We start from the raw sequence: 26,220 nt of genomic DNA, 5'->3' as shown, positions 1-26,220 counted from the left end.
CTCCGGTAGGGCGGAAGGGCCGGTTCAGCCCAGCGGGCTGACGATCCATTCGCCCCGCCGCATGACGCCCTTGACGTCGAATTCCGCGTCCAGGACCACCAGGTCGGCGTACTTGCCCGGCTCCAGCGAGCCCACCTCGTCGTAGAGGCCGAGCAGCTTGGCCGGGTTCGCGGAGATCGCCTGCACCACGGACTCCACCGGCAGCCGGTCCACCGTCACCGACCGCTTGAAGGCCGTGTCGAGGGTGAGGGTGGAACCCGCGATGGAACCGCCCTCGACGAGCCGGGCGACCCCGTCCCGGACCTCCACCTCCAGCGGCCCCAGGTGGTAGGTGCCGTCGCCGAAGCCGGCCGCGTCCATCGCGTCGGTGATCAGCGCGACGCGGTGGGCGCCGGCGTGGTGGAAGGCCAGCTCCAGCATCGCCGGGTGCAGGTGGGTGCCGTCGTTGATCAGCTCGACGGTGACCCGCTCGTCCTCCAGCAGCGCCGCGATCGGGCCGGGGGCGCGGTGCTCCAGGCCGGGCATCGCGTTGTAGAGGTGGGTGGCGACGGTCGCGCCCGCGTCGATGGCCTGGCGCGTCTGCTCGTACGTGGAGTCCGTGTGGCCGACCGCCGCGATGACCCCGTGCTCCGCGAGCAGGCGTACGGAGTCCAGCCCGCCCGGGAGCTCGGTGGCGAGGGTGACCATGCGGGCGGCGCCGTGCGCGGCGTCGATCAGCTTGCGGACCTCGGCCGGGTCGGGGTCGCGCAGCAGGTCCTCCTTGTGCGCGCCCTTGCGGCAGGGGTTGATGAAGGGCCCCTCGAAGTGGACGCCGGCGATCTCGCCCTGCTGGGTGAGCTCGGCGAGGAGCGCGGCGCGGCGGGCCAGCTCGTCGAGGCCGCCGGTGACGGTGGAGGCGACGAGGGTGGTGGTGCCGTGCTCGCGGTGGGTCCGTACGCCGCTGAGGACCTCCTCGGCGGTCCCGGAGGTGAAGGAGGCACCGCCGCCGCCGTGGTTGTGCATGTCCACGAAGCCGGGGACGATCCAGTGCCCCGACAGGTCGAGGACGCCGGAGTCCTCGTGGGCGCTGCCCGCGATGCGGGAGCCCTCGACGATGACGCGGCCACCCGCCACGATCCCGGTGGGCAGCACCACCCTGGCGCCGGAGAGAACGGTGCTCTGTGCGCGTCCGGACATCAGGCAGGTACCTCCGTGGCGAGTAGGTCCCAGGCGAGCAGCCCTGCGCCCAGGCATCCGGCGGTGTCCCCGAGGGCGGCCGGAACGATCTCGGGCAGCCGCTGGAACGTCACGCGTTCCCCGACGGCGGTCCGCAGTGGTGTGAACAAGGTTTCCCCCGCCTCGGCCAGCCCGCCACCGATGATCAGCGTGCCGGGGTCCAGCAGGGTGATCGCGGTGACGAGCCCGTCGGCGAGCGCGCCGATGGCGGCGAGCCAGACCTCCTCGGCGCGTACGTCGCCCGACTCCACGGCCTTGGCGCAGTCGGCGGCGTCCGCCCCGGGGTCGCCCGAGGCGGCCGCCCAGGCGCGGGAGACGGCGGAGGCGGAGGCCAGGGTCTCCAGGCAGCCGTGCTGTCCGCAGCCGCAGGCGGGGCCGCCGGGGCGGACCACGATGTGACCGATCTCCCCGGCGTAGCCGTGGGCCCCGGCCTCGATACGGCCCGCGATGCCGATGGCGCCGGCGATGCCGGTGCCCAGCGGCACGAACAGGAAGCGGCTGGCGCCCCGGCCGGCGCCGATGCGGCCCTCGGCGAGCCCGCCCGTGCGGACGTCGTGGCCCAGCGCCACCGGGATCCCGCCGAGGCGCGCGCTGAGCAGCTCGCGCAGCGGGACCTCGCGCCAGCCCAGGTTCGCCGCGTACACGGCGATGCCGTGCTCGGCGTCGACGATGCCGGGGACGGCGACCCCGGCGGCCGAGGCGGCCGCGCCGAAGCGGTCCCGGCCGAGGGCGAGGAGCTCGTCGGCGAAGTCCAGGATCGTCTCGACGACGGCGCCGGCGCCCCGCTCGCGGCCGGTGGCGCGGCGCGCCTGGTGCAGCAGGGTGCCGTCGGCGGCGATGAGGGCGGCCTTCATCCCGGTGCCGCCCACATCGAGGGCGATGACGTGTTTCACGGGTTTCACAGCAGACAGTCTCGCGTGCTCGAAGGGGAAAGGTCTAGTCCATTGGGCGGGATTGTTGACCGGCCATACAAATCCGGAAGCCGTGCGCCCGCATGTCCGGACACGGTCCGGACACAGTCAGCGGGGGAGGCCGCTTCCGGTTGGGGAGAGACCGCCAAAGTGGTGTAGACCTTACGTGGGATCGTACGTACAACCAGGGGTGGATCGAGAACTGTGAAGGGCCGTTACCTGAGGCTGGCCGCGTCCGGAGCCGCACTGTGGCTGACCGGCGTGACGCTCACGGGCTGTGGGGCCATGCCGGGCCTCTCCGGGGACAACGAGGTGACCCTCCGGGTCGTGGCGGCCGACTACGGCGACAATCCGCAGAACTCCTCCGCCGGCTACTGGAAGAACCTCGCCACCGCCTTCGAGAAGGACAACCCCGGCGTCAAGGTCGAGGTCAGCGTCTACTCCTGGTCGGAGGTCGACGCCAAGGTCGCCGACATGGTCAAGGCCGGCAAGGCCCCCGACATCGCCCAGATCGGCGCCTACGCCGACTACGCCGAGGCCGGCAAGCTCTACACCGCCGACGAGCTGCTCTCCGTCAAGACCGAGGCCGACTTCCTCGCCCCGCTCGCCGACGCCGGCAAGGTGCGCCGCGTCCAGTACGGCCTGCCGTTCGTGGCCAGCACGCGGCTGCTCTTCTACAACACCAAGCTCCTCGGCGACGCCGGCATCATCCCCAAGGACGGCTCCGCCCCCTGGCAGCCCAAGAGCTGGGCGGACGTCGAGGCGGCCGCCCGGAAGCTGAAGGCGGCGGGCGTCCCCACCCCCTTCGCGCTGCCCCTGGGCCGCGAGGAGGCCCAGGCCGAGACGATGATGTGGATGCTCTCCGGCGGTGGCGGCTACACCGACAACGAGGAGGCGTACGCGATCGACTCCCCGGAGAACGTCAAGACCTTCGAGTTCCTGCGCGACCGCATGGTCGGCCAGGGCCTCACCGGTCCCGTCGAACCCGGCAAGCTCGACCGCCAGGCCGCCTTCGACGCCTTCACCCGGGGCGAGGTCGGCATGCTCAACGGCCACCCCACGCTGCTGAAGCAGGCGGCCGGGAAGGGCGTGAAGTTCGGCATGGTCGCCATGCCGACCGCCGACGGCGCCGACCACTCCACGATGGGCGTCGCCGACTGGGTCATGGCGTTCAAGAACGGCCACAAGAAGGAGGCCGGCAAGTTCCTCGACCAGCTGTACACGGCGAAGAACGTGACCGCCTTCACCAGCCAGTACGACCTCCTGCCCGTCACCACCAGCGGCTACCGGGCGATGGAGTCCGCGAACGGCGGGCCGGCCGGCCAGCTGCGCACCTTCCTCACCGCACTGCCGAGCGCCCGTCTGTACCCGGTGGGCAAGAAGTCCTGGGCGCAGGTCAGTGAGGACGTCAAGCAGAACATCGGCAAGGCGGTCCAGCCGGGGGGCCAGCCGGCGAAGATCCTCGAACAGATCGCGACCTCGGCCCGCAAGGCGGACGGGGAGAGGTAGGCCCGGCGGCCCGGGAGGGTGTCGGTGGGCGGCGTTAATCTGGCCGTATGACGGACGACGGGCGACGCGACGGGCAGCCGGGCGGTGAGACGGGCGGGGAGGCGGGCGTGGTGACGGGGGCTGCGAGCTCCCGGCTGACCGACGCCGAGGCCGCCGTGCTCGCGTACGAGGGGCGCAGCTGGCCCGGGCCCGGGGCCAAGGAGCGCGCGATACGCGAGGGGCTCGGGCTGAGCCCCGTCCGCTACTACCAGCTGCTCAACACCCTCATGGACGACCCCCGCGCCCTCGCCCACGCCCCCACCACCGTCAACCGCCTCCGCCGCCTGCGCGAGGCCCAGCGGGCCCGCCGGTAGGACGGGGGCAGGGGAGGGGGCTGGGCGGGGTCCCGGCCGCGCCGGTAGGGTCATCATCATGGGGAGCCATCCGCACCAGCCGCCGATGCCCGTGCCCGCCACTGCCGCCGGACGGGAGGGACTGCAAGCCCTCCTGCGCACACCGCGCAGAGCCGTCGTCGCCCTCGACTTCGACGGAACCCTCGCCGACATCGTCCCCGACCCCGACCAGGCCCGCGCCCACCCCGACGCCGTCCCCGCGCTCTCGGCGCTGGCCCCCGAGGTGGCCGCCGTGGCCGTGGTCACCGGCCGGCCGGCCGGGGTCGCCGTCCGCCACGGCGGCTTCGCCGGGGTGCCCGGACTGGAGCACCTGGTCGTCCTCGGGCACTACGGCGCCGAGCGCTGGGACGCCGTCAGCGGCGTCGTGCACGCCCCCGCCGAACACCCCGGCGTGGCGTCGGTACGGGCTGAGCTGCCCGGCTTCCTCGACGCCATCGGCGCCTGGCGCGGGACCTGGATCGAGGAGAAGGGCCGGGCACTGGCCGTCCACACCCGGCGCGCCGCCGACCCCGAGGCGGCGTTCGAGGCCCTGCGCGAACCCCTCGCGGAACTGGCCGCCCGCCACGGGCTGATCGTCGAGCCGGGGCGCGCCGTACTGGAACTGCGCCCGCCGGGCATGGACAAGGGCGTCGCACTGACCGAGTTCCTCCGCGAGCGGGACGCGGGCCCGGTCCTGTACGCGGGGGACGACCTGGGCGACCTCGCGGCGTACTCGGCGGTGGAGAAGCGCCGCGCGGAGGGCCTCCCGGGCCTCCTGGTGTGCAGCGGCTCGGCGGAAGTCCCGGAACTCGCCGCCCGAGCCGACCTGGTCCTCCCGGGCCCAGGCGCGGTAGCGGCCTTCCTGGCCCAGCTGGCGGCGGCGATCCGGGGGTAGCCCCGGGGCCGTCCCGGCGCGGGCCCGCCATCTCCCCCGCGAGGGGTAGGGGCGGGCCGGTGGCTGCCCACCCGCCTCCCGGGGTGCGGGCCGGTGGTCCGGGGGGCGGTACCCCGCCGGGCGGGAGTGGACAGCCGCCCGGGGCCTGGGGGACCGGGGCCTCACTCAGCGGTCTCAGGGATGCTTTGGGGCTTGCCCGTCCGTCTCATCGTCCTTCCGCGTCGGGCCGCCCTGTCAAGGGCGCTCCTTCGTCGCGTCGCTGCGCGATGGCCTCCGGCCACCCTTGACAGACCGTCCCGCCACGGAAAAACGAAGACTCCCGGGAAACCCCCAGAAGAACGGGCCGGTTCAGAGATGAACATGCGGCCCTGTCACAGACCCGAGGCAGGGCCGGGAGCCGGCAGACCGGGCATCCGGCCCCCTCGCCATGCCCCTCGGCGTCCCGGTACGCATCAGATCGCTACGCGCTTCTCCCGTCTCAGCGTCCGCCGCCCGTCTGGGGCTGGTACCCGCACCAAACGCCAACCAGAGCAGCATCCGGCGCCGGGGGGCGCATCAGATCGCTACGCGCTTCTCATTTCTCGGCGGCCGACGGCCGTCTGGGGCCGGTGGTGGGCCCTGGGGGTCAGGGCTGCTCGGCCATGGCAGCACGGAGCCAGGTGAGGGGATCCTGGCCAAGGAGTTCATCGGCGAGGCGCTGGGCGGTTTCCGTGGTCAGCCGGCTGCGGCTGTTGTCGATCCACCTCTGTGCGCTGGTGTGGCCCTGCGCCTTGTATTCGATTCCCTGCAGCATGCACTCCAGTTTGTCCGCGTCACGGGCACAAACCGACTCGGGTGTCTCCTTGGCCTCGTACTCAGCCACCAGGTCCTGGAGGGCCGTGGCAAGCAGTTCGGGCATCCCCGCCGTCTGGTCGGCCGTGACCGCCACGGGGTCGGCGGCGGTGGAGTACTTCTTGCCGAGGTGGTTCACGTCTCCGGTGCGGGTTTCCTGGGTGTCGTGCCACACCGCGAGGAAGGCGGCGCGTGCGGGGTCCGCTCCCTCCAGCTTTGCGATGACGGAGGCGATCAGGGCTGTGCGCCAGGAGTGCTCGGCCACGCTCTCGGGGTTGTTGACACCGGCCATCCACCAGCCCGTACGGCGCGCGTTCTTGAGCGTGCCGGCCTCGTAGAGGAAGTTGGCCACCGCGGACAGGTCGTCAGCCACGTCTGTCTCCTTCTCACGCCTCTGCGAGGCGGATCGCGTACCGAATGCCTTCGAGCTCGCGACGCGCACGGGTCGAGGGCCCGGTGCCATCCAACAGCACAGGCATCCGGGCTCGCAGGTTCTGGCCGGCGGAAGAAGGGGTCCGCAGAAGGGTGGGGCGGATGGCAAGGAGAGCCCAGAGCGTGTGGACGTTCAGGTCGAAGAAGCCTTGCTGCGGAGCAAGCCCCTTCACCAGGTGCTGGAACAACTTGTGACCCTGCCAGGACGCGGTGGTGGCTCCGACGATGAAATCGTCGGACAGTTGGGGGTGCGTGCCCTCGCCGATCCAGTAGGCCCAGTAGTTCAGATTGGCGGACTCGCCGACGTCGTCGTCCTCAAGCGTGCTGGAAATGAAGTGCCGCATGCGGTCCAAGTCTCCGTGGCGCGCCGTAACGGCGGCCATGGAGCGGGCGCTGAGCCAGTGGGTGAGCCAGTCATCGGGTTTTTCGGCCTTCTGCTGCTGTTCCAGCCAGCCCACGGTATCCACTGCCTGGTCGTAGCCCGCGAGGTACAAGGCTTGCCGACGTAACAGGAACTGATCCCCGCCACGGGCCTCCTCGGCCGTCTTGCGCACGTGCTGGAAGAACCGAGTACGTTCTTCGGAACCCAGTTCGGGGCCACTCGGCACCGGGCCGCGACGGGAACGGCTCGAAGGCGGCAGCGCACACATCGACTCGGGGGCCACGCCGTTGAGCGGCCATGCCAGGACTTCGACCAAGTCGCGTTGCATGACCCACGCGCCGAGCGGGCTGCTGTTCCCGTCAAGGGCGCTGGAGATCAGGACGTCCGCCTCCATCGCCCTCTCCAGGGCGATGAGCAAAGCTGCCGGAGCCCCCATGCGCATGAGTCTGTGGCGGTGCACGAGCGTCTGCCCGATGGAGAGGGACGTGAGCGGCCGTCTACCGGATTCCCATCCGGCGATGGCATCGGCCGAGATGTTGAATACCTCGGCCAAGCTGTCCTGAGTGTGGCCGAGCTGTTCCCGGATGACCCGGAAGACGTACCCGGCAACGGTTCCGGGACGGCCGGGCCGTCGACTACCCGCACCAGCGGTCAGGGTGGAGCGCCCTTTGCCGACCACGGCACCTCTCTACCTTCGCGTTCGTCGCCGACTACTCGTACCGGCGGTCACTTCGACCGGCTCGGCCACGTACCTACGCTCGTGTGTGGCAGTGACAGTCGGACCACTCAGCGTAGCGACAAGGAGGCTGGTTTGGACGCGGCAGAGAACACCGCAGCTGACACAGAACGCCCGCTCAATGAAAGGCCCGCCATCAGTCAAGAGCTTCTGGAACGTGCAAGCCTGGGCTGGGAGCGCTTCCTCGACTCCATGGAAGAGGCGTCCCATGAGTGAGCAGTACGAGTACGTGCCCCATCGCCTCCTCCGCCGCCGCGTCCGCGACATCGCTTCCGGCACCGAAGGCGTGCTGATGGCCGTGATCAACGAGAACGTCTCGGACACCGGATCCGAGTACTGGATGGAACTGGCCTACATCCGCGCCGCCTCCGGCCGTGAGTTCACCACTGCCGTCGCCAACGTCCAGCCCGCTTATGACCAGCCCCAGACGGGCGGCGGACGCCGAGAAATGAGAAGCGCGTAGCGATGTGATGCGCCCCCCGGCCCCGAACACTGCTCTGGTTGGCGTTTGGTGCGGGTACCAGCCCCAGACGGGTGGCGGACGCTGAGACGGGAGAAGCGCGTAGCGATCTGATGCGTACGGGGGTCCCGAGGGGCATGGCGAGGGGGCCGGATGCCCGGTCTGCCGGCCCCCGGCCCTGCCTCGGGTCTGTGACAGGGCCGCATGTCCATCTCTGAACCGGCCCGTTCTTTTGGGGGTTTCCCGGGAGTCTTCGTTTTTCCGTGGCGGGACGGTCTGTCAAGGGTGGCCGGAGGCCATCGCGCAGCGACGCGACGAAGGAGCGCCCTTGACAGGGCGGCCCGACGCGGAAGGACGATGAGACGGACGGGAAAGCCCCAAAGCATCCCTGAGACCGCCGAGTGAGGCCCCGATCGCCGTGGGGCCGATCAGCTGTTCACTCCCGCCCGGCGGGCTGCCGCCCCCGGACCACCGGCCCGCCCCTACCCCTCGCGGGGGAGATGGCGGGCCCGCGCCGTGAGGTGTCAGCCTCCCAGGGACTCCAGCTGGGCGCGGAACCATGCCGCCGGGGGGAGGGCTGTGGCGGCTGCCGCGAGGCGTTTGGTGCGGGCTGCGCGTTCCTCGGCCGGCATGGACAGGGCCGTGTGGAGGGCTTCGGCCGTCGCCGTGACGTCGTACGGGTTGACCGTCAGGGCGTCCTGGTGGAGTTCCTCGTACGCTCCCGCCCCCGTCGACAGGACCAGGGCGCAGCCCGCCTCCGAGACCACCGGGATCTCCTTGGCGACCAGGTTCATGCCGTCCCGTACCGGGTTGACCAGGGCCACGTCCGCCATCCGGTACGCCGCCAGGGAGCGGGCGAAGTCGTCCTCCACCGAGACGTGCACCGGCTGCCAGTCCGCCGTCCCGAACTCCGCGTTGATCTCCGCCGCCAGTTCCCGCACCGCCGCCGTGTACCGGCGGTAGACCTCCAGGTCCTGGCGGGAGGGGTAGGCCGAGGCCAGGTGGACGACGCGGCCGAGCCACTCGGGGTGGCGGGTCAGGAGCTCGCGGTAGGCCAGCAGGCCGCGCAGGATGTTCTTCGACAGTTCCGTCCGGTCCACGCGGACGATCGTCCTGCGCCCGGCGACCTCCGCGCGCAGGCCGGCCAGCTTCTCGTCGACCTCCGGCCGGTGGGCGAGGGCCTTCAGGTCGTCGCCGTCCACGCCGAGCGGGTACTGCCCGACGCCGGTGAAGCGCACCTCCCCGTACCCGCCGTCCCGCTCCGGCCCGCGGTGGTGGACGCCGCCCTGGTGGTCCTCGCGGGGGACGAAGCCCTCCGCGACGCCGTGGACGTCGTCCATGGTGGCGCCGCTGATGAAGGCGGCGGCCCATCCCGCGGTGTGGAAGCCCAGCTGGTCCGCGCCGAGCATCCCCCACACCAGCCGGCTGCGGATGTCGTCGGGGAGCATGTGCAGGAAGTCCGTCGAGGCCCACGGGGTGTGCGTGAAGTGCGCGATCCGCAGGTCCGGCCGCAGCTCCCGCAGGGCGCCGGGGACCAGGGCCAGGTGGTAGTCCTGGACGAGGACGCGGGCGCCCTGCGCGGCCTCCTCGGCCAGGGCTTCGGCGAACGCCTGGTTGTAGGCGGTGTACGAGTCCCAGCGCCGCCGGAACTCCGCGTCGAAGACGGGTTCGCGGGGGACGTCGTACAGGTGGTGGTGGGTGAACCAGAGCACCGAGTTGGCGATGCCGTTGTACGCGTCGTCGTACACCGCGGGATCGATGTCCAGCATCCGTACCCCGGGCTCGGAGACCCCCTGCCGGACCGCCTCGCGGTCGGCGTCGGAGAGGGCCGCGCAGATCCACAGGGCCTCCGGCTGGGCGGCGAGGGCCGCCGAGAGGCCGGAGACCAGACCGCCCCCGCCGCGCCGGGCACTGAGAGTGCCGTCGGCGGCGAGGGCGTACGAGAGGGGGCCGCGGTTGGCGGCGACGAGTACCTGAGAAGCCATGCCGCGAACCTAGCCCGGGGTCCGCTCGCTCAAACGTCCGGGAAACAACCGGTTCGCCACCTCAGGCCACGCGGCGGACGGCGTACTCCTCTATCTCCAGCATGGGCGGCCGTTCCTCCGTGTCCACGGGGTAGGTGCGCGGAACGAACCCGTCCGGCCCCCTCTCGAACTGGGTGAGCTCCGGCCGGGTGAGGTGCCCGCGCGAGAGCCGCAGCTGCGCGGTGCGGTAGATGGACGCGGCCATCCGGCCCAGGGCCTGCCCGTCCTGGTGGCGGTGCAGCCGGACCCCCACGTCGACCTGGGCGAGGGCGTCCAGCCCGACGGTGTGGAGGGCGTCCACGAGCAGCCCGAGCTCGACCCCGTAGCCGACGGGGAAGGGCAGGCGTTCCAGCAGGGAGCGGCGTACGGCGTACTCGCCGCCGAGCGGCTGGACGAAGCCGGCCAGCTGGGGCCAGTGGAGGTTGAGCAGGGGCCGCGCCACCAGTTCCGTGACCCGTCCGCCCTGGCCGGGGGCGTCCCCCAGCGGGCGGTCGTACATGGCCTTGACGAACTGCACCTGCGGGTCGGTGAGCAGCGGGCCGACGATGCCGGAGACGAAGGCGGAGGTGAAGTCCCGCAGGTCGGCGTCGACGAAGCAGACGATCTCCCCGGTGGTGGCCAGCAGCGAGCGCCACAGCACCTCGCCCTTGCCGCGGACGGCCGGGACGCGCGGCAGGATCTCGTCGCGGTGCACCACCCGGGCGCCGGCCTTCGCCGCGATCTCGGCCGTGCGGTCGGCGGACCCGGAGTCGATCACCACGAGCTCGTCGACCAGGGGGACCGGCAGCCCCTCGATCAGGTCGCGCCGGATCACCTCCACGATCTGTCCGACCGTGGCCTCCTCGTCGAGGGCGGGCAGTACCACGCTCACGGTGGTCCCGGCCGCCCGTTTCCGGTCGAGCAGCTGGTCGAGCGGTCGGTCGGCGGCGGACCAGGAGCGGTCGGCCAGCCAGCGCTCCACCTCATCCAGCACTCTCAGCACTCCCTGATCATCCGGCGGCGGCATCGGACCCGGCTGTTTTCGGCCGGTTCGTGATCCATCTCGCGCTTCGGACAGCCGTCTCAACGCGCCGTCCCTTTCGGTTACAGTCTTGAACAACGCGAAGGCCCGCCACATGCCGGGGGTCCTCGCCACAAACGCACCGGCGCGCCATCGAGCGCGTGTGCCGGTGCCATACCGCTCATCCAGAGGGGCAGAGGGACACGGCCCGTTGAAGCCCCGGCAACCCTCCAGTCGGTTCTCGCTCGCGCGGGGCCCCGGCTAGGGAAGGTGCCAATTCCGTCTCATGGCGAAGTGCGCCATGGGGAAGATGAGGAGAAAGGGCCTCGCCATCATGGCTGCACAGACCGCCGCTATCCCTGCCCCGTCGGAGTCCACCGCCGCCGGATCCGTCGATCTCGGTCCCGCCACCGGCCTTTCCTGTCGTGAGTGCGGTACCCGTTTCGAGCTCGGCCCCATCTTCGCCTGCGTCGAGTGCTTCGGTCCGCTGGAGGTCGCCTACGAGCTGCCCGCCGGCGACCCTGAGGCGCTGCGCGCGGCGATCGAGGCCGGCCCCAACAACATCTGGCGCTACGCCCCGCTGCTGCCCGTCCCCGCGGACGTGGCGTCCAAGCCGAGCCTGAACCCGGGGTTCACCAAGCTCGTGGACGCGCGGAACCTGGCCAAGGAGCTGGGCGTCACCGGCAAGCTGTACGTCAAGGACGACTCCGGCAACCCGACGCACTCCTTCAAGGACCGCGTCGTGGCCATCGCCGTCGAGGCGGCCCGCGCGTTCGGCTTCACCACCCTCTCCTGCTCCTCCACGGGCAACCTGGCCGGCGCCGTCGGCGCGGCGGCGGCCCGCGCGGGCTTCCGCTCCTGCGTGTTCATCCCGCACGACCTGGAGCAGGGCAAGGTCGTCATGGCCGGTGTCTACGGTGGCGAGCTGGTCGGCATCGAGGGCAACTACGACGACGTCAACCGCTTCTGCTCCGAGCTCATCGGTGACCCGCTGGGCGAGGGCTGGGGCTTCGTCAACGTCAACCTGCGCCCCTACTACGGGGAGGGTTCCAAGACCCTCGCCTACGAGATCTGTGAGCAGCTCGGCTGGCAGCTTCCCGACCAGATCGTCATCCCGATCGCGTCCGGATCGCAGCTGACCAAGATCGACAAGGGTCTCCAGGAGCTGATCAAGCTCGGTCTGGTCGAGGACAAGCCGTACCGGATCTTCGGCGCCCAGGCCGAGGGCTGCTCCCCGGTGTCCACCGCCTTCAAGGCCGGGCACGACGTGGTCCGCCCGCAGAAGCCGGACACGATCGCCAAGTCCCTGGCCATCGGCAACCCTGCGGACGGCCCGTACGTGCTCGACATCGCCCGCCGCACCGGCGGCTTCGTCGAGGACGTCAACGACGAGCAGGTCGTCGAGGCGATCCGGATCCTGGCTCAGACCGAGGGCATCTTCGCCGAGACCGCGGGCGGTGTGACCGTCGGCGTGACGAAGAAGCTCATCGAGAACGGGCTCCTGGACCCCTCGCTGACCACCGTGGTCCTGAACACCGGTGACGGCCTCAAGACCCTGGAGGCGGTGGCCGGCACCGGCCAGACCGCCACCATCCGCCCGAGCCTGGACGCGTTCCGCGCCGCCGGCCTGGCCTGACCCTTCCCTCGCACTACACGGAAAGGCGGTAGCGCCATGAGCGTCAACGTCCGCATCCCCACCATCCTGCGCACCTACACCGGCGGCGCCGCCGAGGTCCCGGCCGAGGGCGCGACCCTGGCCGAGGTCATCGACTCCCTGGAGGCGAACCACCCGGGCATCGCCGCGCGCGTCCTGGACGACCAGGGCAAGCTGCGCCGCTTCGTGAACGTCTACGTCAACGACGACGACGTGCGCTTCGAGGGCGGCCTGCAGGCGGCGACGCCGGACGGCGCGGGCGTTTCGATCATTCCCGCCGTGGCGGGCGGCTGCTGACGCGCGAAGAGCGTCGCGCCGCATTCTGAATTGCCCCCTCCGCTAAAAGCGGAGGGGGCAATTCTGCTTGATTGGGCGCGGTAGAGTTGGGGAAGTCCCCTCCGTCGTTCTTGCCCGCCGCATATGAACGGGCAGGAAGAGGGTTGACATTGAGTCAACATGCACGTGTCTTTTGGGGCATTGGTGCGGCTTGTCTGGCCCGACTTGCCCAGGAATAGGCCAAATTTTCAGCCCATTTCCACATGCGTTCGTGTCCAGATTTCTCGTCGGAATGACCTGTTGCAGACAGCAGCGGTGCAGATACATTCAGCCCCGGTCGAGGCGTTCCGGCGCAAGTTCTGACCCGGGTCCGCGAAGTGCGGACCTGCGCAAGGGCCAGTAATAGGGGAGTTAGGCATGGCTCAGGGCACCGTCAAGTGGTTCAACGCGGAGAAGGGCTACGGCTTCATCGCGGTCGACGGTGGTGCGGATGTGTTCGTCCACTACAGCGCCATCCAGATGGACGGGTACCGCACCCTTGAAGAGGGTCAGCGGGTCGAGTTCGAGATCTCGCAGGGTCAGAAGGGTCCGCAGGCTGACATGGTCAAGCTGGCGGCCGGCTGAGTCGAAGCGCGATCGGCCACCGACGCACGCACCAACACGTGAGGGGCCCACATCCTGTCCAGGATGCGGGCCCCTCACGTGTGTCCGGTGCGCCGACCCGCCCGGCATGGCTCGAAGCCGCTTGCACTCGGAGGGGCCGAGTGCTAATCATTGGCGTTAGCACTCTCCGGGTGAGAGTGCTACAAGACGAGGACCGGGCCGGTGAGGCCCGCAGGGTCCGGCGGGAAGGAACCGCCGGATCGGCAGGCCGTCCGTCGCGGGCGCGGGCGCGGTCCGGAGCAATCCACCCTCCCCTGACGTCTGGCGGCGTAGGGGGAACCCCAGTCCTGGAGGACCACTTCAGATGGCCAAGATCATTTCGTTCAACGAGGAGGCCCGGCGCGGTCTCGAGCGTGGCATGAACCAGCTCGCCGACGCCGTCAAGGTCACCCTTGGCCCCAAGGGTCGCAACGTCGTCCTTGAGAAGAAGTGGGGTGCGCCCACGATCACCAACGACGGCGTCTCCATCGCCAAGGAGATCGAGCTCGAGGACCCGTACGAGAAGATCGGCGCCGAGCTGGTCAAGGAAGTCGCCAAGAAGACGGACGATGTCGCCGGCGACGGTACGACCACCGCCACGGTCCTCGCCCAGGCGCTCGTCCGCGAGGGTCTGCGCAACGTGGCCGCCGGTGCCAACCCGATGGCCCTCAAGCGTGGTATCGAGAAGGCCGTCGAGGCCGTCTCCGCCGCCCTGCTCGCCCAGGCCAAGGATGTCGAGACCAAGGAGCAGATCGCTTCCACGGCCTCCATCTCCGCCGCCGACACCCAGATCGGCGAGCTCATCGCCGAGGCCATGGACAAGGTCGGCAAGGAAGGCGTCATCACCGTCGAGGAGTCCCAGACCTTCGGTCTGGAGCTGGAGCTCACCGAGGGTATGCGCTTCGACAAGGGCTACATCTCGGCGTACTTCGCCACCGACATGGAGCGTATGGAGGCGTCCCTCGACGACCCGTACATCCTGATCGTCAACTCCAAGATCGGCTCGGTCAAGGACCTGCTGCCGCTCCTGGAGAAGGTCATGCAGTCCGGCAAGCCGCTGCTGATCATCGCCGAGGATGTCGAGGGCGAGGCCCTGTCGACCCTGGTCGTCAACAAGATCCGCGGCACCTTCAAGTCCGTCGCCGTCAAGGCCCCGGGCTTCGGCGACCGCCGCAAGGCCATGCTCGGCGACATCGCCATCCTCACCGGTGGCACGGTCATCTCCGAGGAGGTCGGCCTCAAGCTGGAGAACGCCGGTCTCGACCTGCTCGGCCGCGCCCGCAAGGTCGTCATCACCAAGGACGAGACGACCATCGTCGACGGTGCCGGTGACAGCGACCAGGTCCAGGGCCGCGTCAACCAGATCCGCGCCGAGATCGAGAACTCCGACTCGGACTACGACCGCGAGAAGCTCCAGGAGCGCCTCGCGAAGCTGGCCGGCGGCGTGGCCGTCATCAAGGCCGGTGCCGCGACCGAGGTCGAGCTCAAGGAGCGCAAGCACCGCATCGAGGACGCCGTCCGCAACGCGAAGGCGGCCGTCGAAGAGGGCATCGTCGCCGGTGGTGGCGTGGCCCTGCTCCAGGCGTCCTCGGTCTTCGAGAAGCTGGAGCTCACCGGTGACGAGGCGACCGGCGCCAACGCCGTGAAGCTCGCGCTGGAGGCCCCGCTGAAGCAGATCGCCGTCAACGGTGGTCTCGAGGGCGGCGTCGTCGTGGAGAAGGTGCGCAACCTCCCGATCGGCCACGGTCTGAACGCCGCGACCGGCGAGTACGTCGACATGATCGCCGAGGGCATCATCGACCCGGCGAAGGTCACGCGTTCCGCGCTGCAGAACGCCGCGTCCATCGCCGCGCTGTTCCTGACCACCGAGGCCGTCATCGCCGACAAGCCCGAGAAGGCCGGCGCCGGTGCGCCGGGCGGCATGCCGGGCGGTGACATGGACTTCTGATCGGCCTCGGCTGATCGGCTGTTCTCGACCGAGGGCGGCGCTCCTTCCACGCGAAGGGGTGCCGCCCTCGGGCGTTTCACCCCCGCCTCGCGCCGCGCGGCCGGCGCCCGCGCTTCTGGTACGCCTCGTGGACCGCGCCGGCCAGCCCCAGCAGGACGGCCGCCCCGACCGTGACCCCCGCCGCGACGCGCATGCCCCCGCCGTGGACGTGCCTGGCGGCCAGCGGGGCGACCCTGCCCTGCGGGTCGTACACCACCGCCAGTGCCTGGCCCTCCTTCGCCAGCCGCGCGAAGGCGTCCAACTCGGTCGGGCCGCCCGCGGGACAGCGCAGCAGATGGCCGTACGAGGTGCGGCTCGTGGTGGTCCAGTGGCCGTCGGCGTCCATGGAGGAGTCCGTCTCGGTGCGCTGGGTGACCTTCAGGACGACGCAGCTGATCTCCACGCCCCGGTCTTCCAGCACGCTGTGCCCCACCGACACCAGCGCCAGCATGGCCCCGAGACCCGCCGGGAGGGCGGACGCGGCGATGACCCCGGCCTCGCGCCGCGCGGCGAGCGCGGCGTGGCCCCCGAGCAGGAGCAGGGGCAGCAGCACCCCGCCGAGGAGGTACCCCCAGCCGCCGAGCCGCCCGTACGCCGACTCCCAGGCGGCGCCGAAAGCCAGGGCGGCGGCCAGCAGCGGCGCGGCCACCGCCACCGCCGTGCGCCCGATCCCCCTGGCCCATCCCCCGTCCCACCCCGCCATGGCCGCCTCCCCCGGGGGTTCGTCCCCGCCCTTCCAGGGAAGCGCGAAGGCCGCGCCCGGTAAAGGGGGCCGACGCCTGCTGGGACGCGGCGGCACCGGACGGCCGGGTTTGGTTGACTGGCGGTATGAGCGAGGGCGAGAGCGTGTTCATCAAGATCTGCGGGCTGAAGACGCCCGAGGACGTCGACGTGGCCGTGGCCGCCGGGGCCGGCGCCGTCGGGTTCGTGCTCGCGCCGGGCAGCCCCCGTACGGTCACCGCGGCTCTGGCGCGGGAGCTCGGCGCGCGGGTCCCGGAGGGGGTGCTCACCGTCGGGGTGTTCCGGGGGCAGCCCCTGGAGGAGGTGCGCCGGCTCACCGAGGAGAGCGGCGTGCGCGGGGTGCAGCTGCACGGCGACGAAGGCCCCGGGTTCTACGAGGAACTCCGTGCCCCGGGCCGGACCCTGCTGCGGGCCACCGCCGAGCATGTCGCGCGCTGCGGGGAGTACGGCGAGGACCTGCTGCTGATCGACGCCCCCGACCCTGGCTCCGGCACCCCCTGGAATTGGGGATCCGCCCAGTTCAGGGCGCCGCAGGGCCGCTGGCTGCTGGCCGGCGGGCTCAGCCCGGCCAACGTCCGCGAGGCCGTCCGGGCCACCGGCGCCTGGGGCGTGGACGTCTCCAGCGGGGTCGAGCGGGAGCGCGGAGTGAAGTCCCCCGAGCTGATCCGGGCCTTCATCGATGCCGCCACGCAATCATGTGATTACTCTGTGTGAGAACATGGGGGTGTCGGCCTGGCCGGCGGGCAGAACACCTTCATGGAATCGGACCACTCCGGATGGCTGCGGCGCCTGACCCGCCGCCTCCTCCCCGCAGCCGGCGGCGGGGGCCTGCCGGTGCTCACGCCGGGCCGCACCCCCGTCCTCACCGCCGACTTCACCTCGACCGCCCAGTGGGTGGCCGGCCGCTCCTGGGCCTATCCCGACGGCGGCCCGGTCAACCCGGGCGACAACAAACTCGACCACCTCGTCTCCGACCCCGCCTACAGCCGCAGCGGCACCTTCCGGGCCACCCGCCGCCCCGACGGCAACTGGGACACCGGGCTGCTCACCACCGAGGGCAGCGACCAGGAGTTCATGGTCCGCACCGGCGACGTCCTGGAGGCCCGCGTCAGACTGCCCGCCGAGACGGGGGCCTGGCCCGCGATCTGGACCTGGCGGGACGGCGGCCAGGAGATCGACGTCTTCGAGTACCACCCCGACAACCCCGACCTCCTCGAACTCTCCAACCACGTCCGCGAGGCCCACCGTTACTACCGCGACCCCTCCGTCCGTCCCGGCGCGTGGATCGACCTCAGGACCGAGTTCGGCAGGCGGTCCGTCGTCTGGTGGGTCAACGGCGTCCGGGCCTTCTCCGACGGCCGGGGCGTGGGCCGCGGCTGGCGGGCGTACCTCATCGTCAACCTGTCCGTCAGCGCCGGCCGCTACCACCCGGCGCCGGCACCGGAGCAGACGGAGATGTCGTACGAGGTGTCGGAACTGCGCGTCTACCGGGCGTAGGCCGCCGGGCCCGGTCGGGCGCCGCTCCGGCCGCGCGCTCCCCGGGCCTCAGGCCGTCGCGTCCCGGCCGGGCAGGAGCGGTGGGAGCGGTGCGGCTCAGGCCAGGGCCGGTTGTTCCGTGGGCCGGCCGGGGGTGGTGGGGTCCGCTGGGTCCGGGCCGGTGTTGAGGTCGTCGAGCATGCGGGGGGTGAAGCCGAAGAAGTACGTCGCCGCGAAGCCCGTCACGTAGCCCGTGAGCAGGCCGCCCGCGTAGACGCCCAGGGCCGCGGCTCTCCCCGGGGTGCCCTCCAGCAGCGGGAACAGCGCCCAGCCGGAGGGGCCGATCGCGGTCGAGCCGAAGGCCACGCCCAGCTGGTGGAACAGCCCGACGAACGCTCCGCCCGCCGCGCCGCCGACGCAGGCGGTGACGAAGGGGCGGCCCAGCGGCAGCGAGACCCCGTAGATCAGCGGCTCTCCGACGCCGAGCAGCCCGGCCGGGAGCGCGGACCTGATGGTGGCGCGCAGCGACGGGTTGTGCGGCAGGCGGACGTAGACGGCGAGGGCGGCGCCGACCTGGCCCGCGCCCGCCATCGCGAGGACCGGCAGCAGGACGGTGTAGCCGGACTCCTCGATGAGGGTGGTGTGGATCGGGATCAGGGCCTGGTGCAGGCCGAGCATCACCAGCGGGAGGAAGAGGCCGCCCAGGACCGTCCCGGCGGCGGCGCCGCCCGTGGCGAGGAGCCGCTCGGCGAAGACGCCGATGGCGTGGGAGACCGTACCGGCGACGGCCATCAGCCCGAAGAGGGTGACCAGGCCGGGGACGAGCACCGTGAGGGTGGGGGTGACCAGCACGTCCAGGGACTCGGGGACGTGGCGCCGGCACCACCGTTCGACGCGGACGGCCAGCAGGGCGGCGGCCAGCGCGCCGAGGACCCCGCCCTGGCCGGGTGAGAGGTGCTGCCCGAACGCCTCGACCTTGGCGACGCCGGGGAAGACGATGACGGCCGCCACCGCCCCGCCGAGGACGGGGGTGCCGCCGAACTCCTTGGCGGTGTTGTGGCCGACGAACACGGCGATCAGCGCCATGAACCCCGAGCCCATCGCCGTCAGCGCCGGGACCAGGGCCGGGACCCAGCCGAGGCTGGCGAGCAGCCCGCCCAGGCCCGCGATGATCCCGCAGCCGATGAGAGCGGGGATCAGCGGGACGAACACGGCCGCGATCCGGCGCAGGAACAGCTTCAACGGGGTGGCGTTGCGGGCGGTGCGGGCCTGCTTGAGGGCCGCGCCCCGGGCGGCGAGGCCCTCCGCGGTGACGGGGCGCGCGGGTGTCGCCGTACGCCCCTCGGCGACCAGTTCCTCGAAGGCGGGGGTGACGCGGGCGACCGTGCCGGGGCCGAGCACGATCTGGTAGGTGTCGTCGGCTTCGACGACGCCCAGGACGCCGGGGACGGCTCTGAGGGCGGCCTCGTCGACGAGGGTGCGGTCGTGCAGGCCGATCCGCAGCCGGGTCATGCAGTGGGCGATCGAGCCGATGTTGGCGGCGCCGCCGACCAGGGGCAGGATCGCGGCGGCGGTGGCGCGGTGGGTGTCAGGGGACATGCGGTCGCCTTGGTGTGGGAGGGCGGACGTCAGCGGGTGGCGGCGAGCGCCTCGCGCAGGTGGCCCCGCGCGGCGGTGAGGAGGGCGGCGGCGGTGGGGGCGTCCACCCCGGCGAGGAGGACGAGGACCGCGTTCTTGACCTCGCCGCCGGTGGCGGTGAGCGCGGCCTCGATCTCCGCGTCGGGTGCGCCGGTGGCCAGGGCGACGATGCGGCGGGAGCGGGCGCGCAGCTTCTCGTTGGTGGCGCGTACGTCGACCATGAGGTTCCCGTACGTCTTGCCGAGGCGGATCATCGTCACCGTCGAGATCAGGTTCAGGACGAGTTTCTGCGCGGTGCCCGCCTTCAACCGGGTTGATCCGGTGAGGAGTTCGGGCCCGGTGACCACCTCGATGCCGTGCTCGGCGGCCGCGGCGAGGGCGGATCCGGCGTTGCAGGACAGTCCGACGGTCAGCGCGCCGCGCGTACGGGCGAACGCGACGGCGCCGATCGCGTACGGGGTGCGGCCGGAGGCGGAGACGCCGACGACGGTGTCCTCGCGGGTCAGGGCGAGGGCGGTGAGGTCCTCGGCGGCCAGTTCCGGGGAGTCCTCGGCGCCTTCGACGGCTGTGACCATGGCGCCGGGGCCGCCCGCGATCAGGCCGACGACCTGCGCCGGGTCGGTGTCGAAGGTGGGCGGGCACTCGCTGGCGTCCAGGACGCCGAGCCGGCCGGCGGTGCCCGCGCCCGCGTAGATCAGCCGGCCGCCGCGGGCCATCCGTTCGGCGATCGCGTCGACGGCGGCGGCGATGGGTTCCAGCTGCGCGGCGACGGCGGCCGGGACGGTGGCGTCCTCGGCGTTCATCAGCCGGACGACCTCCAGCGTCGGGAGCCGGTCGATCTCGGCCAGCTCGGGGCGGAACGCCTCGGTGGTGAGGGTGTCGAGCTGGGCGCGGAGGTCGGCGGACGCGGTCATGGCGGGCTCCTGCGGGCGGTGGCTCGGGCGGCCGGGGCTTTCCGGTGGGAGCCATGGTGGCACCGGCGGGTGCCGGGGGCCGGTGCGCCGGGCCGGGCGGGGGCGGCTTGCCCTCCCCTTTTGCGGGGGTGAGGGGTCAGAATGAGCCCATGGACCACGCGACCCCCCTCGAACAGGCGCTGCACGTCGCCCGCGCTCTGGTTCTCGCCGATCTCGCCGCCGGCGAGGTCGCCGACGCCGATGTCGTTTCCCTCGTCGAGGACTCGGTCACGCACCGCCGGTGGTGGGTGGAGCAGTGGCCGGAAGGGATCGGCTATCTCTCCGGACTCGTCGCGCAGGACGTGAAGGACGCCCTGCTGGAGAAGTACGGGCGCTGGCCGTTGTGCCCGGTGTGCGAGCACGGGGAGCCCCATGCCCTGGACGTGGAGCCGGAGCTGGGGCCCGATCCGCACTGGGTGTGCTCGGAGGCCGGGGTGAGGGTGGCGGCGGTGGGCGGTCTCGGCCCCGTCCTCCACCCGGGCCGGTGAGCCGCCCGTGACGGTGTACATCGACCCGCCGGACTGGCCGGGGCACGGGCGTCTGTGGTCGCACCTGGTCAGTGACGTCTCGTACGAGGAGCTGCACGCCTTCGCGGCGGCGATCGGCTGCCCGCCGCGGGCCTTCGAGCGGGACCACTACGACGTGCCCTCGACCCGGTACGCGGACGCGGTGGGGGCGGGGGCGGTGGAGATCGGCAGCAAGGAACTGGTCCGCCGCCTGACGGCCGCGGGCCTGCGCAGGCCGAAGGGCCGGCCGGCCGCTTAGGGGCTGGGGGCTGGGGACTAGCGGGAGGCGGGTTCCGCCGCCGGGGCGGCGGAGCGGGAGACGACCCGGGTGGCGCCCGCCCCCGTACGCCGTTCGATGCGCAGGGCCCACAGGGTCAGGGCGATCGCGGTGACGGTCATGGCGGCGCCCGCCCAGGCGGTGGCGGCGAAACCCTGGCCCGCGTCGATGACGGCGCCGCCCAGCCAGGGGCCGCCGGTGTTGCCGAGGTTGAACGCGGCGGTGGTGGTCGCCCCGGCGAGGGTGGGGGCGGCTCCGGCGACGTTGAACATGCGGGCGTTCAGCGCCGGGGCGGTGAAGAACGCCGAGACGCCGAGCAGGAACGACAGGGCGACGGCCGCCACCTGGACCGAGGCCAGCAGGGCCAGGGCCGTGAGGAAGGCGGTGGAGGCGGTGATGCCCCAGATCATCACGCCGAAGAGGCGCCCGTCGGCGATGCGCCCGCCCACGGTGGTGCCGGCCAGGGCGCCGACGCCGAACAGGGCGAGGACCCACGGCACCGCTGCCGGACCCAGCCCGGCCACGTCCGTGAGCAGCGGGGACAGGTAGCTGAAGGCGCAGAAGACCCCGCCCGCGGCGAGGGCGGTGACCGCCACGGCCAGCCACACCTGGCGGTCCGCGTAGATACGGAGCTCGCTGCGCAGGCGGGGCTTCTCGGCGGGCAGCGGGATCTTCGGGATGAGCGCCAGGATGCCGGCGAGGGCGACGGCGGAGGCGGCGCCGACCGACCAGAAGGCGGAGCGCCAGCCGAACTGCTCGCCGAGGAAGGCGCCGGCGGGCACGCCGAGGACGTTGGCGATGGAGAGCCCGCCGATCATGACGGACATGGCGCGGGCGCGCTGGTCCTTGCCGACCATGGCGATGGCGACGGCCGCGCCGACGGCCCAGAACCCGGCGCAGGCGAAGGCCGAGACCACGCGGGAGGCGAAGAGGAGCCCGTACGAGGGGGCGAGGGCCCCCGCCACCTGGCCGAGGCCGAAGAGGCTGATGAGGCTGATGAGGGTGGTGCGGCGCGGCAGGCGCAGGGTGGCGACGGCCAGCAGGGGTGCCCCGACGACCATGCCGATGGCGAAGGCGGAGATCAGCAGGCCCGCCCGGGGTATGGAGACGCCCATGTCCTCGGCGATGGGCGGCAGGAGCCCGGAGAGCATGAACTCGCTGGTGCCGAGGGCGAAGACGGACAGGCCGAGGACGTAGACGGCGACGGGCATGCGGGAGCGGGCGTTCGCTGAGGTGGGGGGCACGTCTGTGTCGAACCGGAATGGGGCGGGCCGCATTCCCGGGGGACGGGGGCGTATGTCAGGTCGGGGTCCCGGGATGGGTGAGTCCGGTGAGCTCGGCGAGCTCGGTGGCCAGGTGGTGGCGGGCGGGGGCCTCCCAGTGGGCGGCGCCGTAAGGGGTGCGGAAGAGGCGGGGCAGGGCGAGGAGCCGGCGCAGGACGGCGGCGCGGCCGGTGCGGAACGCCTCGTCGGGGACGAACCCGTACTCCGCGCGGACGGCGGCGGCGTAGGCGGCGTACGCGGCGTAGGAGGTGGGGTTCGCGGGGTCGGCGGGGTTCGCGGGGTCTGAGGGGTCGCCCCCGAGGACGGCCAGGTCGGCGTCGCAGAGGGCCTCGCCGTTGGTGTCGCCGGGGGCCGGGTCGTGGGTGACGGTCAGCCGGACCAGGCGGGCGACCTCGGCGGTGCGGGCGGGGTCCACGCCGAGCTCGGGGAGGGCGCGCTCGGCGAGGGCGGCGCTGCGCTCCTCGTTCTCGGAGCGGTCGGGGCGGTAGACGGCGTCGTGGAACCAGGCGGCGAGCTCGACGGCGGTGGGGTCGGCGGCGTGCGGGGCGAGCCGGTCGAGGCGGGCGAGGACGTCGGCCAGGTGGGCGGTGGTGTGGTAGCGGCGGTGGGGCTCGGCCCAGGCGGCCAGGAGCCGGTCGGCGTAGGGGGCCGGGTCGCGGTCCGCCCCGGCGGCGGCGGTGGTGGCGTCCCAGCGGCGGCGGAGGGCCGCTTCGGTGTCGGGGCCCTTGTGCGTGTCCGGGTCTGTGTCCGTGTCCATGCCGACATTGTGCGGCGTGGCGTGATGGCTGCTGGTGGGGGTGGGCCGGGGCCCGTACCCTGATATTGGACTAGACCTATTTTCCCTATGTTCCGAAGGATGGGATCACATGAGCAACCGTGCGCTCCTGGAGGTGATCGCCCTCGACGTGGAGGACGCGGTCGCCGCCCAGGCGGGTGGGGCGGACCGACTCGAACTGGTCACCGACATCGCCGCCGACGGGCTCACCCCCTCGCGCGAGACCTTCGCGGCGATCCGGTCCTCGGTCGGTATCCCGCTGCGCGTGATGCTCCGCGGAACGGACGGGTTCGCCGCCGGTGACCTGGACGGTCTGACCAGGGCGGCGCGGGAGCTGCGGGCGGAGGGGGCGGAGGAGTTCGTCCTCGGGTTCCTGCACCCGGACGGCAGCCCGGACCTGGCCGCCGTCGAGGCGGTCCTGGCGGAGCTGGACGGCTGCCGCTGGACGTTCCACCGCGCCATCGACCGCGCGGCGGACCGGGACGGGCTGCGCAAGGCGCTGGCCGAGCTGCCGGGGCTCGACACGTACCTGACGGCCGGCTCGGCGGCCGGGGTCCCTGAGGGGATCCCCGTCCTGCGGGCGGAGGCCGCGCGGGCGGGCGAGCCGGGGTACGGGGCGCGGCTGCTCGTCGGCGGCGGGCTGACGCTGGAGCACGTGCCGGTGCTTCGGGAGGCGGGGATCGACGCCTTCCACATCGGCGGCGCCGCCCGTCCCTCCGGGTGGGGCGGCCCCGTCTCCGCCGCGGCGGTCGCGCGGTGGCGGACGGTGCTGGGGTAGCCGGCCCCGCGCGGGGCGGGGGCGGACCGCCGCGCGGGGCAGGCTCCCGCCCCACCCTTCCCCCGTTCCCCGGGGCTCCGCCCGGGGCCCCTTCGGGGCTCCGCCCCGGACGCCGTACGCGCGCTGCGCGCCTGTGCGCTCGGATGTCGCGCGGGCTTGGAATGCCGCGAAGCGGCGCCCGGTCCCAGGGGCTGCCGCCCCGGGTTCTCCTGGGGGCTGCGTCCGTGGCCCGGTACGTGCGCTGCGCGCCTGTGCGCTCGAATGCCGCGCGGGCTTGGAATGCCGCGAAGCGGCGCCCGGTCCCAGGGGCTCCGGCCCCCGCGCGGGCTGGGATGCCGCGCGGGTTTGGAATGGCGCTCAGCCGCGCCCGTTCCCAGGGCTCCGCCCCGGGCCCGGTGTGGGCTGCGCTACGTCAGGGCCGCCGGCAGGGGGGCTGCGTGGAGGACCGTGAGGCCCGAGACGGCTCGGGTGAGGGAGACGTAGAGGCGGCGGAGGCCCGTTCGGTCGTCCGGTTCGGCGGAGACGATCGCCGCCGGTTCGTCCAGGACCACGTAGTCGTACTCCAGGCCCTTCGCCAGCGACGCCGGGACCAGGGTGAGGCGGGACTCGGCCGTCGTCTCCTCGCCGGGGGAGAGGTAGGGGAGGCCCGCCGCCGTCAGGGCCGCCGCGAGGGCGGGGATGCGGGCGTCGGCGGCGATCAGGCCGGTCGATCCCTCGTGGGCGAGGGAGGAGCGGCAGGCGGCGATCACGTCCGGGATCAGGTCGTCCGGGGCGGACTCGGTCACCGTCAGGGACCCCGGGGTCTCGCGGACCGAGGAGACCGCCGTCAGACCCGGCGCGATCGCCGGCAGCAGCCGCGACGCGTACGCGATCACCTCGCGCGGCACGCGGAAACCGGCCGTCAGCTCCTCCAGCACCGCCTCCGGCTTCCCCAGGTGCCCCAGCGCCTCCTCCCAGCTGCGGGTGGCCCAGGGGGTGGTGCCCTGCGCGAGGTCGCCCAATACCGTCGCCGAACCCGTCGTGCAGCGCCGGCCCACCGCCCGGTACTGCATGGGCGAGAGGTCCTGCGCCTCGTCGACGACGACGTGGCCGAGCGAGTGCGTCCGCTCCACCAGGTCCGCGGCCTCGTCGATGAGGACCAGGTCCGCCGCCGACCACTTCGCCGAGCGCACGCTGCGGAACGGCTTCGGCCACAGCAGCAGCTTCTGCTCCTCCTCCGTGAGGACCCCCTCGGCGTGCTCCGCGAGGAACTCCGGGTCCGAGAGCAGCCGCAGCACCAGCTTCGCCGGCTCGACCAGCGGCCAGACCGCCTTGACCGCGGCCTTCACCGCCGCGTTGCGGGCCACCGCGTCCTGCACCCGGTCGTCCGGGGCCTCGCCCGCCTGCTCCATGCGGACGAGAACGGCGTGCGCGATCCGCCGGGGCAGCGCCTCGCGGGCGGCGCCGTAGCGGATGTCCCGGTTCTGGAGCTCGGTGACGATCTCCTCCAGCTCGTACGCCGGAACCCGCCACCGGCGCGACCCGCGGACCACCATCAGCGGCTCGACGGGCGCGGTGACATGCGAGCGGACCGCCCGGCGCAGCACCTCCGCCATCCGGGCGTCGCCCTTGACCACGGCCGTCTCGGCGGGGTCGCTTCCGCGTACCTCCAGGCCCTCGCGGGCGACGAGGTCGTCCACCGTGGCCTGCTGCACCTCCAGCTCACCCAGGGCCGGCAGGACCTGCTCGATGTAGTGCAGGAAGGAACGGTTCGGCCCGATGACGAGCGTGCCGGTGCGGGCCAGCCGCTCGCGGTGCGCGTACAGCAGGTACGCGACCCGGTGCAGGCCGACGGCCGTCTTGCCGGTGCCGGGACCGCCCTGCACGCACACCGAACCGGACAGTCCGGAGCGGACGATCTCGTCCTGCTCGGGCTGGATCGTCGCGACGATGTCCCGCATGGGGCCGACGCGCGGGCGCTCGATCTCCTGCTGGAGCAGCTTGCTGACGCCGGCCGCCTCCGCCGGGTCGGAGAGGTGCTCGTCCTCGTACGCGGTGATCTCGCCGCCGGTGTAGCCGAAGCGGCGGCGCAGGGCGATGTCCTGCGGGTCGGCCTTGGAAGCGCGGTAGAACGGCTGGGAGACGGGCGCGCGCCAGTCGATGACCATCGGATCGCCGTCGGCGTCGTGGACATGGCGGCGGCCGATGTAGAACTGCTCGCCGCCCGCCCCCTCGGCGAGGTCGGCGCCGGGGGCGTGGAGGTAGTCGAGGCGGCCGAAGAACAGGGGGGTGTGGGTGAGGTCGGCCAGGGCCTTGATGCGGTCGTCGATCTGCGCCTGGAGGACGACGGCGTTGACCCAGTTGGCGGTGACGTCGCGGATGTCGAGCGCCTCGACGTCCTCGCGCATCGCGCGCAGGGCGGCCCGGGAGGCGGCCAGGTGGGCGCGCTCACGGCCGAGGAGGCCGGCGGTGTCGGACGGGGCGGCGGT

At 72.5% G+C, this 26,220-nt stretch carries 26 protein-coding genes and 1 riboswitch; of the genes, 14 read left to right on the top strand and 12 right to left on the bottom strand.

Going from position 1 to position 26,220, the window contains the following annotated elements; genetic code table 11:
• Positions 1–24: 24 nt before the first annotated feature.
• Entirely contained in the window at positions 25–1,176 is a 1,152-nt protein-coding gene (gene nagA, locus ABZ716_RS18645) for an N-acetylglucosamine-6-phosphate deacetylase (protein WP_358960108.1), read from the bottom strand.
• Positions 1,176–2,108 (bottom strand): ROK family protein, encoded by a 933-nt coding sequence (locus ABZ716_RS18640; RefSeq protein ID WP_358960242.1) that lies wholly within the window; start codon positions 2,106–2,108, stop codon positions 1,176–1,178. Before ABZ716_RS18640 ends, nagA begins: the two co-directional genes overlap by 1 nt.
• Before the next feature lie 222 nt (positions 2,109–2,330).
• On the opposite strand from ABZ716_RS18640, the gene ABZ716_RS18635 reads away from it, so the two are divergent.
• The 3 genes from ABZ716_RS18635 to otsB are packed head-to-tail and all read left to right on the top strand — an operon-like array spanning position 2,331 to position 4,901.
• Positions 2,331–3,635 carry an extracellular solute-binding protein gene (locus ABZ716_RS18635; protein WP_358960106.1) on the top strand — a complete coding sequence of 435 codons (1,305 nt, stop codon included), beginning with the start codon at positions 2,331–2,333 and terminating at the stop codon, positions 3,633–3,635.
• 47 nt (positions 3,636–3,682) lie between these two features.
• Positions 3,683–3,988, top strand: coding sequence for a DUF3263 domain-containing protein (locus ABZ716_RS18630; RefSeq protein ID WP_358813117.1), 306 nt, complete (start codon positions 3,683–3,685; stop codon positions 3,986–3,988).
• Positions 3,989–4,046: 58 nt separating this feature from the next.
• A complete protein-coding gene (gene otsB, locus ABZ716_RS18625; RefSeq protein WP_351891032.1) occupies positions 4,047–4,901 on the top strand; it encodes a trehalose-phosphatase in 855 nt (284 codons plus the stop codon).
• Between the two features lie 625 nt (positions 4,902–5,526).
• Here the strand turns inward: otsB and ABZ716_RS18620 are convergent.
• Together ABZ716_RS18620 and ABZ716_RS18615 are read right to left on the bottom strand one after the other, a co-directional pair.
• A complete protein-coding gene (locus ABZ716_RS18620; RefSeq protein WP_358960104.1) occupies positions 5,527–6,105 on the bottom strand; it encodes an HD domain-containing protein in 579 nt (192 codons plus the stop codon).
• A gap of 13 nt (positions 6,106–6,118) precedes the next feature.
• Positions 6,119–7,201 carry a helix-turn-helix transcriptional regulator gene (locus ABZ716_RS18615; RefSeq protein ID WP_358960240.1) on the bottom strand — a complete coding sequence of 361 codons (1,083 nt, stop codon included), beginning with the start codon at positions 7,199–7,201 and terminating at the stop codon, positions 6,119–6,121.
• Between the two features lie 156 nt (positions 7,202–7,357).
• Here ABZ716_RS18615 and ABZ716_RS18610 point away from each other — a divergent pair, with 156 nt between their 5' ends.
• Entirely contained in the window at positions 7,358–7,498 is a 141-nt protein-coding gene (locus ABZ716_RS18610; RefSeq protein WP_358813119.1) for a hypothetical protein, read from the top strand.
• Positions 7,491–7,745: a hypothetical protein gene (locus tag ABZ716_RS18605; protein WP_358813118.1), complete on the top strand. Its 255-nt coding sequence runs from the start codon at positions 7,491–7,493 to the stop codon at positions 7,743–7,745. The genes ABZ716_RS18610 and ABZ716_RS18605 overlap by 8 nt, the downstream gene beginning before the upstream one ends.
• A 521-nt stretch (positions 7,746–8,266) precedes the next feature.
• Here ABZ716_RS18605 and ABZ716_RS18600 read toward each other — a convergent pair.
• Together ABZ716_RS18600 and ABZ716_RS18595 are read right to left on the bottom strand one after the other, a co-directional pair.
• A complete protein-coding gene (locus ABZ716_RS18600) occupies positions 8,267–9,727 on the bottom strand; it encodes a trehalose-6-phosphate synthase (protein WP_358960102.1) in 1,461 nt (486 codons plus the stop codon).
• A 61-nt stretch (positions 9,728–9,788) separates the two neighbouring features.
• Complete coding sequence (locus ABZ716_RS18595) at positions 9,789–10,739, bottom strand: glucosyl-3-phosphoglycerate synthase (RefSeq protein WP_358813123.1); 951 nt, start codon at positions 10,737–10,739, stop codon at positions 9,789–9,791.
• Between the two features lie 205 nt (positions 10,740–10,944).
• Positions 10,945–11,083: riboswitch (SAM riboswitch) on the top strand.
• A gap of 17 nt (positions 11,084–11,100) precedes the next feature.
• On the opposite strand from ABZ716_RS18595, the gene thrC reads away from it, so the two are divergent.
• The 4 genes from thrC (at position 11,101) to groL (ending at position 15,286) form a co-directional block, all read left to right on the top strand.
• On the top strand, positions 11,101–12,402 hold the full coding sequence (gene thrC / locus ABZ716_RS18590) for a threonine synthase (protein WP_351891049.1): 1,302 nt from the start codon (positions 11,101–11,103) through the stop codon (positions 12,400–12,402).
• 36 nt (positions 12,403–12,438) lie between these two features.
• Positions 12,439–12,717 carry a MoaD/ThiS family protein gene (locus ABZ716_RS18585; RefSeq protein ID WP_042816999.1) on the top strand — a complete coding sequence of 93 codons (279 nt, stop codon included), beginning with the start codon at positions 12,439–12,441 and terminating at the stop codon, positions 12,715–12,717.
• 396 nt (positions 12,718–13,113) lie between these two features.
• Positions 13,114–13,320, top strand: a complete 207-nt coding sequence (locus tag ABZ716_RS18580; protein WP_008743607.1) for a cold-shock protein — start codon at positions 13,114–13,116, stop codon at positions 13,318–13,320.
• 343 nt (positions 13,321–13,663) lie between these two features.
• Positions 13,664–15,286: a chaperonin GroEL gene (gene groL / locus ABZ716_RS18575; protein ID WP_190187179.1), complete on the top strand. Its 1,623-nt coding sequence runs from the start codon at positions 13,664–13,666 to the stop codon at positions 15,284–15,286.
• Between the two features lie 76 nt (positions 15,287–15,362).
• Here groL and ABZ716_RS18570 read toward each other — a convergent pair whose 3' ends face one another.
• Entirely contained in the window at positions 15,363–16,028 is a 666-nt protein-coding gene (locus tag ABZ716_RS18570; protein WP_358960099.1) for a hypothetical protein, read from the bottom strand.
• Between the two features lie 125 nt (positions 16,029–16,153).
• Between ABZ716_RS18570 and ABZ716_RS18565 the strand changes: the two genes are divergently transcribed.
• Together ABZ716_RS18565 and ABZ716_RS18560 are read left to right on the top strand one after the other, a co-directional pair.
• Positions 16,154–16,780 (top strand): phosphoribosylanthranilate isomerase, encoded by a 627-nt coding sequence (locus ABZ716_RS18565; protein ID WP_358813125.1) that lies wholly within the window; start codon positions 16,154–16,156, stop codon positions 16,778–16,780.
• 42 nt (positions 16,781–16,822) lie between these two features.
• Complete coding sequence (locus tag ABZ716_RS18560; RefSeq protein ID WP_358960096.1) at positions 16,823–17,563, top strand: beta-glucanase; 741 nt, start codon at positions 16,823–16,825, stop codon at positions 17,561–17,563.
• 96 nt (positions 17,564–17,659) lie between these two features.
• On the opposite strand, the gene ABZ716_RS18555 is transcribed toward ABZ716_RS18560, so the two are convergent.
• Both ABZ716_RS18555 and murQ read right to left on the bottom strand, forming a co-directional pair.
• Positions 17,660–19,141 carry a PTS transporter subunit EIIC gene (locus ABZ716_RS18555; protein WP_358960093.1) on the bottom strand — a complete coding sequence of 494 codons (1,482 nt, stop codon included), beginning with the start codon at positions 19,139–19,141 and terminating at the stop codon, positions 17,660–17,662.
• 29 nt (positions 19,142–19,170) lie between these two features.
• Positions 19,171–20,094, bottom strand: coding sequence for an N-acetylmuramic acid 6-phosphate etherase (gene murQ, locus ABZ716_RS18550; RefSeq protein WP_358960091.1), 924 nt, complete (start codon positions 20,092–20,094; stop codon positions 19,171–19,173).
• Positions 20,095–20,243: 149 nt separating this feature from the next.
• Between murQ and ABZ716_RS18545 the strand changes: the two genes are divergently transcribed.
• Together ABZ716_RS18545 and ABZ716_RS18540 are read left to right on the top strand one after the other, a co-directional pair.
• Complete coding sequence (locus tag ABZ716_RS18545; RefSeq protein ID WP_351891066.1) at positions 20,244–20,621, top strand: hypothetical protein; 378 nt, start codon at positions 20,244–20,246, stop codon at positions 20,619–20,621.
• 7 nt (positions 20,622–20,628) lie between these two features.
• Entirely contained in the window at positions 20,629–20,898 is a 270-nt protein-coding gene (locus ABZ716_RS18540) for a DUF4031 domain-containing protein (protein ID WP_351891069.1), read from the top strand.
• A gap of 17 nt (positions 20,899–20,915) precedes the next feature.
• On the opposite strand, the gene ABZ716_RS18535 is transcribed toward ABZ716_RS18540, so the two are convergent.
• Together ABZ716_RS18535 and ABZ716_RS18530 are read right to left on the bottom strand one after the other, a co-directional pair.
• Positions 20,916–22,127 (bottom strand): Cmx/CmrA family chloramphenicol efflux MFS transporter, encoded by a 1,212-nt coding sequence (locus ABZ716_RS18535; RefSeq protein WP_358813145.1) that lies wholly within the window; start codon positions 22,125–22,127, stop codon positions 20,916–20,918.
• A gap of 88 nt (positions 22,128–22,215) precedes the next feature.
• The gene (locus tag ABZ716_RS18530) at positions 22,216–22,956 is read right to left on the bottom strand and encodes a hypothetical protein (protein WP_358960089.1); all 741 of its coding nucleotides are present in this window, start codon (positions 22,954–22,956) and stop codon (positions 22,216–22,218) included.
• Positions 22,957–23,065: 109 nt separating this feature from the next.
• On the opposite strand from ABZ716_RS18530, the gene ABZ716_RS18525 reads away from it, so the two are divergent.
• Positions 23,066–23,752 carry a copper homeostasis protein CutC gene (locus ABZ716_RS18525; RefSeq protein WP_358813130.1) on the top strand — a complete coding sequence of 229 codons (687 nt, stop codon included), beginning with the start codon at positions 23,066–23,068 and terminating at the stop codon, positions 23,750–23,752.
• A 407-nt stretch (positions 23,753–24,159) separates the two neighbouring features.
• On the opposite strand, the gene ABZ716_RS18520 is transcribed toward ABZ716_RS18525, so the two are convergent.
• A complete protein-coding gene (locus tag ABZ716_RS18520; RefSeq protein WP_358960237.1) occupies positions 24,160–26,139 on the bottom strand; it encodes an AAA family ATPase in 1,980 nt (659 codons plus the stop codon).
• Positions 26,140–26,220 lie beyond the last annotated feature (81 nt).

It is taken from the genome of Streptomyces sp. NPDC006687, assembly GCF_040636215.1.
In the GTDB taxonomy this organism is placed as follows: Bacteria; Actinomycetota; Actinomycetes; order Streptomycetales; family Streptomycetaceae; genus Streptomyces.
This window is presented reverse-complemented; position numbering and strand designations above follow the sequence as displayed.

Bases quoted from the DNA above. Each gene is read 5' to 3' on its own strand.
- nagA (WP_358960108.1), bottom strand. From the start codon at position 1,176: ATGTCCGGACGCGCACAGAGCACCGTTCTCTCCGGCGCCAGGGTGGTG.
- ABZ716_RS18630 (WP_358813117.1), top strand. From the start codon at position 3,683: ATGACGGACGACGGGCGACGCGACGGGCAGCCGGGCGGTGAGACGGGC.
- otsB (WP_351891032.1), top strand. From the start codon at position 4,047: ATGGGGAGCCATCCGCACCAGCCGCCGATGCCCGTGCCCGCCACTGCC.
- ABZ716_RS18605 (WP_358813118.1), top strand. From the start codon at position 7,491: ATGAGTGAGCAGTACGAGTACGTGCCCCATCGCCTCCTCCGCCGCCGC.
- ABZ716_RS18600 (WP_358960102.1), bottom strand. From the start codon at position 9,727: ATGGCTTCTCAGGTACTCGTCGCCGCCAACCGCGGCCCCCTCTCGTAC.
- thrC (WP_351891049.1), top strand. From the start codon at position 11,101: ATGGCTGCACAGACCGCCGCTATCCCTGCCCCGTCGGAGTCCACCGCC.
- ABZ716_RS18585 (WP_042816999.1), top strand. From the start codon at position 12,439: ATGAGCGTCAACGTCCGCATCCCCACCATCCTGCGCACCTACACCGGC.
- ABZ716_RS18580 (WP_008743607.1), top strand. From the start codon at position 13,114: ATGGCTCAGGGCACCGTCAAGTGGTTCAACGCGGAGAAGGGCTACGGC.
- groL (WP_190187179.1), top strand. From the start codon at position 13,664: ATGGCCAAGATCATTTCGTTCAACGAGGAGGCCCGGCGCGGTCTCGAG.
- ABZ716_RS18570 (WP_358960099.1), bottom strand. From the start codon at position 16,028: ATGGCGGGGTGGGACGGGGGATGGGCCAGGGGGATCGGGCGCACGGCG.
- ABZ716_RS18565 (WP_358813125.1), top strand. From the start codon at position 16,154: ATGAGCGAGGGCGAGAGCGTGTTCATCAAGATCTGCGGGCTGAAGACG.
- ABZ716_RS18560 (WP_358960096.1), top strand. From the start codon at position 16,823: ATGGAATCGGACCACTCCGGATGGCTGCGGCGCCTGACCCGCCGCCTC.
- ABZ716_RS18555 (WP_358960093.1), bottom strand. From the start codon at position 19,141: ATGTCCCCTGACACCCACCGCGCCACCGCCGCCGCGATCCTGCCCCTG.
- murQ (WP_358960091.1), bottom strand. From the start codon at position 20,094: ATGACCGCGTCCGCCGACCTCCGCGCCCAGCTCGACACCCTCACCACC.
- ABZ716_RS18545 (WP_351891066.1), top strand. From the start codon at position 20,244: ATGGACCACGCGACCCCCCTCGAACAGGCGCTGCACGTCGCCCGCGCT.
- ABZ716_RS18535 (WP_358813145.1), bottom strand. From the start codon at position 22,127: ATGCCCGTCGCCGTCTACGTCCTCGGCCTGTCCGTCTTCGCCCTCGGC.
- ABZ716_RS18530 (WP_358960089.1), bottom strand. From the start codon at position 22,956: ATGGACACGGACACAGACCCGGACACGCACAAGGGCCCCGACACCGAA.
- ABZ716_RS18525 (WP_358813130.1), top strand. From the start codon at position 23,066: ATGAGCAACCGTGCGCTCCTGGAGGTGATCGCCCTCGACGTGGAGGAC.
- ABZ716_RS18520 (WP_358960237.1), bottom strand. From the start codon at position 26,139: ATGCGCGAGGACGTCGAGGCGCTCGACATCCGCGACGTCACCGCCAAC.